Source organism: Elusimicrobiota bacterium (assembly GCA_040757695.1).
Taxonomy (GTDB): Bacteria; Elusimicrobiota; UBA8919; order UBA8919; family UBA8919; genus JBFLWK01.
In genome coordinates this window covers 55,291-62,475 of sequence record JBFLWK010000008.1, presented here as the reverse complement: position 1 = coordinate 62,475, position 7,185 = coordinate 55,291, and the positions used below count along the sequence as shown (strand labels likewise).

The window sequence follows — 7,185 nt, the reverse complement described above, 5'->3', positions numbered from 1 at the left end:
TGTACCATACAAATATATTCCACTCGGGATATTTTCTTGTATTGGGTATAATTCTATGCTCTTATTTCCGTTTGTTTCTTCTAAGGTTTTTATATGTTTTCCGTCAATTGTGTATATTCTAATTTTTCCATATGGAACTCCTGACCCTGCAAATGTTATTTTCGTATGTCCTTTGGATATATTAAATGGATTTGGGTAGGGAATTACACAGTATTGGTCAGGAGTGAAATCTATAGAGAATGTATATATCCCGGAACCATAATTCTGTTCTACTTCAAGATAATAGTCATCACTTTTATATGTAAAATATGAAAGAGTTATTGTTGATGCAAGTTGGCCAGAAATAAGTATATTCCCGTAAGAGTCCAGTAAATATACATTCGCTGTTAATGTTGACGAGGAAGATATTGTCGCTTTTATTTCATTATCCGCTGGTGCAGGAAATTTATAATAATCTTCTGTATCATCAGAATCTATGTATCCTTCTTCGTCACTACAACCCCCAAAATATCCCCAATAACCAAGAGTTGTAGCAGAACTGACACTGTTACCTGCATCTCCTCCGCTGTTTGCATCGTTTTGTGAGTAGACAGAAATCTTAAATGAATACTGCCCCTCTCCATAAGTTCGTTTCGCAGCCCATCTCCAATATCCAGTTGAATCAGCAACAATACTGTATCCGGTCGTTGAAGATTTTTGACTGCCATTAGGGTCATATACTTCACCCCAAAAATCTGTTCCTGATGGGAAAGTAGCACTTATGGAAATAGTCTGACCAGAAGTAACATAGAATTTGTAATAATCGGCACTATCATTTGAATCTAGATATGCGGTGTAAGTTATTTCTGGAGTAATTGCCGTAGCAGAATCCAAAGTATTTCCAGCATCTCCACCGCTGTCTGCATCGTTCTGTTGACTTCCGGCTGTTCCTGTCCATTCAACCTTATCTAACCAGCCACAATCAGAGCCATTACTATAGATGGTATCTTTTTCATAACTCCATTTGAGTGTATGATTACCAGAATAAATTGTATATGTTTTTTGTCCCCAATTTACTGTCCCACTAATTTCATCTTGCTTTGTTGTATCTATATAAAACCTGAGATGGTCCCAACCACTCTCAGATGACACTTTCCAATAAAATTTAAGTGTTCCCGGTCCCACAACTGCTGTTTGAATATATGAACTTTGACTATCAGAAATATCACCACTTTCTGATGCATCTCCACCATAGTAGTATTCTGAACTCTGCCCGAACCAGTTTGCATTCCCTCCTGTTGTCCAGCTTAATGATGTATTATCTACAGCATCTCCTAAACTTGCAAAAATGGGAAGGGGAGTGATTATTCCTAAAAATACATAAAAAACAATAATCCGTAGTTTTTTCATTCTAATTTTTTGATTCTTCTTTTTATTTTTTTAAATTATCTTCTATAATTTTCGTTGAAATATTTTTTGTGGCATTGATTGCTACTTCTTTTAATGCTTTCAATTGTGATTCTTCTTTTGTTCTGCCAAATCCTTTTCCCGATACATTAAAATCTGAAATTGTTTTGTTGTTTATTACATCTATAATTTGTATACTCATTTCCGCTTTAGAACAAGGCATACCTGCCACTTCACTTCCGCCAGGGATTAACACTTTATCGTCCATATATTCACAAGAAAAATCTCCAGAAATTAATGTGCCTGCTATTTCTTTAAAGTCAATGTTTTTTTCATTTTCTTCTATTGTTGAAGATAATACTATATCTTTTTTACTCATTGATTGATTGAGGGTATTAGATATTTCTGTTTCAATCATTTTTATATATTTTAATAATGCTAAATCATTTGTCTTCATACACACAATTATTTTAGTCTCCAATATTTTTTCTGCCTTATTAATATTTGCTTTGGCTTCTAGAACACAAGATGCAATTTGTTTTAATAAATCCTGTGCTTCTGGAAACTCAGATATTTGTATTTTTACCTGTTCTAAAATTTTTATTGCTTCGTTAAAGATATTTCTTGCTTTTCCTGGTTTTGTTTGTATTACTTGCTTGGCATCAATAATCAAGTTTTGTGCATTATTAACTAAATTCTTTACTTCCTTTATTTTGGCATGTTTTTCTTTTTGTTCTTCAATTTGTTTTTTAATTGCGTCATCTATCTCATTTTTGGGAATTTTAGCAAGTAAAAATACCGAATAATATTGTTTATCCTGTTTTTCATATTCAACCTTTATTTTTTCTATATACCATTCTACTGCTTTCACTTTTCTAGCAACTGCTTGTGACAACTGCTGTTCTATTTCTCTTGTGGCTATTGTTGGGTCTACTATATCAGAACTCAATCCATATGATGTCCGTATTTGTTGAAACTGATTCTTTACATCAACGCCAATATATTTCACAACTGTTTTTATAGCTGTATTTTGTGCATCATCCCGTGCTTCTTTTTCTGTTGCAAATTTATTTGATATTCCAACAAATAACAAATCTGTATTTTTTTCATATGGTTCTTTTATTGTCCATTCAGGTCTCTTATTGTGTGAACTCCATATTACTCTTTCATTTTTAACTTTGCCCCTCTCTTGAAATCCTTCCTCACCAATTTTTATATCTCTTTTTGTAGCACAAGAACAAATACAAAATAAAAATATCAATATCAATATTTCAAAATTCATAAAATAGATTTTAGGGGATAGTCGCATTGGCTATTCCCTATTTAGCATTTGTTCTTTATTTTTCTAATGTAAAGCCTTTGTTTTTGGCATCTTCAAATGCGTTCATAGCATTCTGAAATTGTGATTTTGCTTTTTCGTCGCTGGCAGCATCGCGTTTCTTTTTCATATCGTCAATGTTGCTATCCATTATGTCCTTATACGCTTCATCTATTGCGGTTTTCGGAACGGATGCCTTTACAAATGCTTTGTAATAAACTTCTTCCATTTTATTCCGATATTTTTCTAGATACCATTCCGCCGACTTCACCCGAGTCGTTAATGCAGTGGATAATTGTTCTGACCTACTACGCTTGGCTTCTGTAGGATTAACTATATCTGCTGACAAACCATATGTTGTAGCAATTTTTTCTATTTTGCTGTCTACAAATGTTCCGATATATTTAACCACATAGTTGATTGCATTATTGTGTGCCTCATCTCTGGCATCTTTTTCTGTGGCTACTCTTTCCGCAGATAAACCTACAAATGTCAATTTATCGTCTTCCATTGCCGGCTCTGATACAGTCCAACCAGGTCTTTGTGGATGTGATGACCATATCATTTTTTCATCCACAGAAGGCGCTGGTTTTATTGCCTCTTGAGTAGTCGCACAACCCGCCAACATTCCAGCAAACACTGCCAACAGCAATCCATAATACTTCATACACCCTCCTTTTTTCACAAAATTTTTTTCCAACCTCTAAAATTATCTCTTCACCACCTCCCCGTTTAGAATAATGTTTTTGTTATTTCTATGTCATCCGTAGAAATTGTTATTATGAGGATTTCTTCACCGGTCAGCATTTCAGTAAGTGATACAGGAACAAAAAATTTTTTACTTTTTACTGGCACTGTAACTTCCATCAATTTTTCCAATTTATATTTTTTTTCACCGTCAATATCTTTTGATACAAATGCTTCTATTGTTACTTTTACACTTTTTGGACGCGGTTTTACTTTGCAAATACCAGCAATCTTTTTCAAGTATGGTATTCTATCACTTACTGGGTCAGTTAATATCAGTTTAGCTGATACTTTGTCTAAAACTATAACTTTTGTTTCAGTGTTTTGGGAAGTTGGTTGAACATTTGCAGGTTTTGCGATTACAGAGTTTATCCCTTCTTTTATATCAATACTTTTTTGGAAAAAACCATTCCTTACTGGAATAGTTTCATATTTCAGTGTTTCCCACCAAGGTCTCTTTTCTTTTTTACTTTTGGGAGTGTTCTTCCCCTGTTTTAATAGGTCAATCAGGTTGACAACCGCCATATCAATTTCTGTAGTATCAAAATCCATAACCGAACCTTTTATTGTTACTGGGGATGAAGTAACTTTCAAAGATTTCGGTTGAACAAAAACGATGTCCTGGCAGAATGACAGAGATAAGAGAAAAGAGATAAGAGATAAGTTACAGCCCAAAAATCTAAATGTTTTTTTTATTGGTTTCATCTCTGGCCTCCTTCACCAAGAACCCTGGTTGTCTTTTGAGCCAGAAATTCGGATTCATAATCTTCTCTTGCCTGGGCTATTGCTTGTGCAATAAAGTTATTTGCTGTACATTTTGTAGTGGTACGCCGAGGACAAAAATGTACTGTTGACACAACCAATACAACAAAAACAGCAGAGAAACACAAAATACGGACAAAAGATGGGATATAGAAAAATGGTCTATGTTTTTCGGTAAGTATTTTTATATTTGCCAATATCCGTGTTCTTAAACCAGCAGGAACTTTTTTATCGGCAGATACCTGCAAACCTTTTATTGTATCTTCCACTAATTTTATTGCAGTAAATTCTTTCTTGCAATTTTGACAGTTTCTTAAATGTTCCTCTACTTCATTCTTGGTTTTATGTAGCAGGTTATCTGCCAAATAATCCTGAAATAATCCCTTGATGTGCTTACAATAGTTCATGTTAATCCCCTTAATAAGACACCGTTTTTTAGAATTTGTTACAACAACATTATAAATACGGTAATATTTTTTCTTTGAGTTTCTTCTTCGCACGTGATACGAGTATTCTTGCAGTAGCGATACGGCATTTCAGTATTTCTGCTATTTCTTCATAACTCAAGTTTTTTATATGTAATGAGAGTGCAATTTTATATTTATCAGGAAGTTGCTGGATTTCTTTTTCTATCCATTTCTGGGTATCAGTTTGTATAGTGTTTTGCTCGGGTGTAAGTGTTTTGTCATCTTGTTTTTGTGTAATCGTTTCGCTACAGTTTTCAGCAGAAGTTTCTAAAGATAATTCCTGTGTTCTTCCGTGCCTTTTGTCATATCTGACTTTATTTTTCCAGCAGTTTAGTGCGATACGATAAAGCCAACTGAATATCTTTGATTCTTTCCGAAAGGTATTGAGTTTCTTATATGCTTTGATGAATGTTTCTTGTGTCAGGTCTTTTGTTTCATCAACATTCTTAGATAGTGAATAAAAAAGGTTATATATTTTCTTTTCATATTTAATGATTATTTCTTCTATATTTTCAGGGCTACCTTTCATCTTAAGACCTCTTGGAAATTATTCTCCAAGTTTGGATAATTCGCCCCAAAAACAAAAGGGGTGAACAATCCATTCTGAGCCATTTCAGTAACCCAGAACGACTGCCACCCCATCCTAACGGACGAGTAACAGCATCCCTTCGTACTGAAATGTGCCCTCTGATTACTTAGAGAAGCTCTGCTCCGACTGTTATCGGAACTTACGAAGTTTGCTTCTACTACCTATTTATATGTATTTAATTTTTTTTCTCTATTCGCACCTCACAAAAAAGTTATCAAAATAGTCCAGCTTAAAAAAACATTATCTGATTAAAATTATACTTATTTAACAGGATAAATCAAGTGAAGTATGTATTTTTTTACTTCTTTATTTTTTCAATTTTTTCTTTGGCGAGTGAAACTAATTTTGTTTCAGATGGATAATTCCGAATAACTTTCTGGTATGCGAGTATTGCTTTATCGGTATCGCCGATTTCTAATTGGATATCGCCGACTGTAAGGTATGCGAGTGCCTGAATTTCAGAATTATTAGGGTGTGTTTCTATACAATTTTTTAACAATGTTAGTGCGTTTGAAACATCGCCCATTTTATGTAATACGGTTGCACCACCTATTTGAGCAAATCCTGTCTGCGTGTCAAACTCCTGATATTTTGTGATTACTTCTTCATATTTTAAGAGTGCTTCTGAATTTTTACCAAGTGTAGCATATGTATTGGCTTCGTAGATAAGCGATTTGGCGCAGTTCAATTTATCAGCAGGAAATTTTTCACGCAGTTTCTGTAGCAGTTTGATTTTTTCTTCCGGCTGGTTAAGTTGAGTTGCATAGTTCAGCAGGTCATCAGCAGATTTTTTCAATTTTTTTATACCAAAACCAACTGCAATGATTAAAACTAGAATTGTAATTGAAATTACAAACGGTTTGACAGAAATTTTATTTTTTGGTTTTTTCAATACTATTTTTTGGAGTTCAGGTTTCTGGGTAATTACAGAAAGGTCAGTGATTACATTTTTTATATTCTGGTATCTCAATCTAATATCTGTTTGCAGCATGTTTTCAATAATTCTATCAAACCGCTTATCAAGTTGCGGAACTATTTCTGACGGCATTGCAAACTTACCGACGGGCAGCTGTCCTGTTAGCATCTCATAAAAAATCACGCCTAAAGAATAGATATCTGAGCGATGGTCAACATTTGCGGATATACGTTGTTCAGGTGACATATAGTTATATGTTCCCATCACAACATTGGCACCGGTGATATTTAAGTGCGGTGCGATACCAACAAGTCCAGCCAATCCGAAATCAACAATTTTTATATTTTTATCAAGGTCAATCAAGATATTTTCCGGTTTCAGGTCTCTGTGAACGATATTTTTTTGATGGGCATATTCTAACGCATTGCAGGTAGTGGTAATGATTCTCAATATTTCCTGTAATGGTAATTTGCCGGTATTTAATTCTTTTCGTAAATCATATCCTTCAACAAACTCCATTATAAAGTAGTAGGTATGCTCAAAATGGCCTTTATCAAAGACAGCAGTGATATTAGGATGTTTAAGTCCTGCTAGAATGAGTGCTTCCTTGTCAAATCGCTGCAAAAAATTTTCATCTTGTGAAAGTCCTTCTGGTAAAACTTTGATTGCTACGGTTCTTTTAAGTGAGATTTGAATTGCTTTATATATATATCCCATTCCACCGTGTCCAATTTCTGCGACTATTTGGTAGCCGGGAACATTGTGTCTCGGTTTGAGTGATGCGATAACTGTTTTCTGTTGGTCTGTTTGCTGTGATGATATTGCTTGCTGTTGGGATAGCAAAACAGTTGTTGTCTCAAAATTAGCGCCGCATTTTTTGCATCTGGCTTTTTGCCCGATGCTAAAATCTGGAATATCATTTTGTGTTCCGCAGTAAGGGCATTTTATATACATAAAAGATTACAAATTAACCCGAACAAGTTCGGGACTCAAATATGGA

The 7,185-nt window shown here is 34.4% G+C and carries 7 protein-coding genes; all 7 read right to left on the bottom strand.

Going from position 1 to position 7,185, the window contains the following annotated elements; all coding sequences use genetic code 11:
- On the bottom strand, positions 1-1,389 hold a 1,389-nt coding region (locus tag AB1349_02860), incomplete at its 3' end, for a T9SS type A sorting domain-containing protein (protein ID MEW6556274.1).
- 22 nt (positions 1,390-1,411) lie between these two features.
- On the bottom strand, positions 1,412-2,668 hold the full coding sequence (locus tag AB1349_02855; GenBank protein MEW6556273.1) for a hypothetical protein: 1,257 nt from the start codon (positions 2,666-2,668) through the stop codon (positions 1,412-1,414).
- Between the two features lie 55 nt (positions 2,669-2,723).
- Positions 2,724-3,371 carry a hypothetical protein gene (locus AB1349_02850; GenBank protein MEW6556272.1) on the bottom strand — a complete coding sequence of 216 codons (648 nt, stop codon included), beginning with the start codon at positions 3,369-3,371 and terminating at the stop codon, positions 2,724-2,726.
- Positions 3,372-3,436: 65 nt separating this feature from the next.
- Positions 3,437-4,156, bottom strand: coding sequence for a hypothetical protein (locus AB1349_02845; protein ID MEW6556271.1), 720 nt, complete (start codon positions 4,154-4,156; stop codon positions 3,437-3,439).
- Positions 4,153-4,620, bottom strand: a complete 468-nt coding sequence (locus AB1349_02840) for a zf-HC2 domain-containing protein (protein ID MEW6556270.1) — start codon at positions 4,618-4,620, stop codon at positions 4,153-4,155. The genes AB1349_02845 and AB1349_02840 overlap by 4 nt, the downstream gene beginning before the upstream one ends.
- A 49-nt stretch (positions 4,621-4,669) precedes the next feature.
- Positions 4,670-5,209, bottom strand: coding sequence for a sigma-70 family RNA polymerase sigma factor (locus AB1349_02835; protein ID MEW6556269.1), 540 nt, complete (start codon positions 5,207-5,209; stop codon positions 4,670-4,672).
- A 358-nt stretch (positions 5,210-5,567) separates the two neighbouring features.
- Entirely contained in the window at positions 5,568-7,139 is a 1,572-nt protein-coding gene (locus AB1349_02830) for a protein kinase (GenBank protein MEW6556268.1), read from the bottom strand.
- Positions 7,140-7,185: the final 46 nt, after the last annotated feature.